Source organism: Mesorhizobium sp. M7A.F.Ca.CA.004.06.1.1 (assembly GCF_003999135.1).
Taxonomy (GTDB): domain Bacteria; phylum Pseudomonadota; class Alphaproteobacteria; order Rhizobiales; family Rhizobiaceae; genus Mesorhizobium.
Genome location: NZ_RZPQ01000830.1, coordinates 1 through 2,479, shown reverse-complemented (window position 1 = coordinate 2,479; position 2,479 = coordinate 1). Strand labels below are relative to the sequence as shown.

Sequence of the window (2,479 nt, the reverse complement as noted above, 5' to 3'; positions counted from 1 at the left end):
GGCCTTGGCCAGTTCGCGGGTGTCCTTGAACACGGTCGAGTACTGCTCGCCCGTGTTCAAGGACACCCGCGAACTGGCCAAGGCCACCGTCGAACTCGTCGACAAGGTGCTCTCGGGCGGCAAGCCGGACGGCCTCGATGAAAAGACCTACAACAACGACGTCAAGGTCGTTCCCTCGATCCTGTTGACGCCGCATGAGGTCGACAAGTCGAACTACCAGGCACTGGTCGTCGACTCCGGCTACATCAAGGCCGACGAACTGAAGTAACCCCGGTTCCAAAGTCAGGGGTCCTGCGCAACGCAGGGCCCCTTTTCGTTCACCAGCGAGCCCGGTATTGTCGCCGACCTCGCCGGCAATGTTTGCCGACCTCTCAAGGAGCGGTTGTCCCATGGCCTCGACGATTTTGGAGATGCGCGACATCACCAAGACGTTCCCCGGCGTGAAGGCGCTGTCGAACGTCAACCTCAGCGTCGAGGAAGGCGAGATTCATGCCGTGGTCGGCGAGAACGGCGCCGGCAAGTCGACGCTGATGAAGGTGCTGTCGGGCGTCTATCCCTCAGGAACCTATGACGGCCAGATCATCTTTAACGGCGGGGAATGCCAGTTCAAAGGCATCCATGACAGCGAGCGCAAGGGCATCGTCATCATCCACCAGGAACTTGCGCTGGTGCCGATGCTGTCGATCGCCGAAAACATCTTCCTCGGCAACGAGCACGCCAGATACGGCATCATCGACTGGAATTCCAACGAGGCGCGCACCAGCGCCCTGTTGAAGAAGGTGGGCCTCAAGGAGGACCCCAAGACGCTGATCACCAATATCGGCGTCGGCAAGCAGCAGCTGGTCGAGATCGCCAAGGCGTTGAGCAAGGAAGTCAAGCTCCTGATCCTCGACGAGCCGACGGCGTCGCTCAGCGAAAAGGACAGCCAGGCGCTGCTCGACCTTCTGCTCGAATTCAAGCGGCAGGGCATGACCTCGATCCTGATCTCGCACAAGCTCAACGAGGTGAACCGGGTCGCAGACAAGGTGACGGTGATCCGTGACGGGCGCACCATCGAGACGCTGGCCAAGAAGGACATCTCTGAAGACCGCATCATCACTTCGATGGTCGGCCGCTCACTCGACGACCGCTATCCGCCGCGCGAGCCTGACATCGGCGAGGTCGTGTTCGAAGTGAAGAACTGGTCGGTCTATCACCCGATCCATGCCGAGCGGCAGGTGATCAAGGGCATCGACATCAACGTGCGCAAGGGCGAAGTGGTGGGCATTGCCGGGCTGATGGGCGCTGGCCGCACCGAATTCGCCATGAGCCTGTTCGGCCGCTCCTACGGCCGCCGCATCTCCGGCGAGGTGCTGCTCAAGGGCAAGCCGGTCGACGTTTCCTCGGTGAGCAAGGCGGTCCAACACGGCATCGCCTACGTCACAGAGGACCGCAAGACCTACGGTCTCAACCTCATCGACCATATCAAGCACAACATCACGCTGGCCAATCTTGGCGGCGTCTCGCGCCACAGCGTGATCGACGACATGCGCGAGCTCGCCGTTGCCAACGACTATCGCAAGAAGACCAATATCCGCGCTTCCAGCGTCTATCAGATGACCGGCAATCTCTCCGGCGGCAACCAGCAGAAAGTGGTGTTGTCGAAATGGCTGTTCGCCGACCCGGACGTGCTGATCCTCGACGAGCCGACGCGCGGCATCGATGTCGGCGCCAAGTACGAAATCTATACGATCATCGCCCGTCTCGCGGCTGAGGGTAAGGCGATCGTCGTCATCTCGTCGGAAATGCCGGAATTGCTTGGCATCACCGACCGCATCTACGTCATGAACGAAGGGCGCATCGTGGGCGAAATGCCCGCCGCGGAAGCAAGCCAGGAAAAAATAATGCGCGCCATCGTTCGTGGAGAAGGAAAAGCAGCATGAGCACCGAAAGCGCCCCCGCCCCGCAGGGCAACGTCGCCGAAGAGCAGCGCCCACGCATTGCCGTCTCGGCGCTGACGACGAACCTGCGCGAATACGGCCTGATCCTGGCGCTGATCGCCATCATGGTGTTCTTCCAGTTCACCACGAACGGAACGCTGTTCAAGCCGGTGAACCTGAGCAACCTGGTGCAGCAGAACTCGTTCATCATCGTGATGGCGCTGGGCATGCTGCTGGTGATCGTCTCCGGCCATATCGATCTAAGCGTTGGCTCGGTCGCTGGCTTCATCGGCGCCTTGGCGGCGATGATGATGGTCATCTGGCCGCTTGGTCCGTTCAGCAACCCGCTGGTGGTTTCGATCATCTGCCTGATCGTGGGCGGCGCGATCGGTGCGGCGCAAGGCTATTGGATCGCCTATCACCGAATACCGAGCTTCATCGTCACGCTGGCCGGCATGCTGATCTTCCGCGGCATCTGCCAGGCCCTGCTGGGCGGCGGATCCTCGGTGGGGCCGCTACCCGATGGCTTCAAGGCGCTCAGCTCCGGCTTCATCCCGGAT

Annotated in this window: 1 protein-coding gene and 2 pseudogenes; all 3 read left to right on the top strand. The window is 61.1% G+C overall.

Annotated elements, in window-relative coordinates:
• Positions 1 to 268 (top strand): annotated as a pseudogene (locus tag EN906_RS30785) (sugar ABC transporter substrate-binding protein); the annotation flags it as partial.
• A 121-nt stretch (positions 269 to 389) separates the two neighbouring features.
• The gene (gene mmsA / locus EN906_RS30780; protein ID WP_127266708.1) at positions 390 to 1,922 is read left to right on the top strand and encodes a multiple monosaccharide ABC transporter ATP-binding protein; all 1,533 of its coding nucleotides are present in this window, start codon (positions 390 to 392) and stop codon (positions 1,920 to 1,922) included.
• A pseudogene (locus tag EN906_RS30775) lies at positions 1,919 to 2,479 on the top strand (sugar ABC transporter permease); the annotation flags it as partial. The gene mmsA and the pseudogene EN906_RS30775, both read left to right, overlap by 4 nt.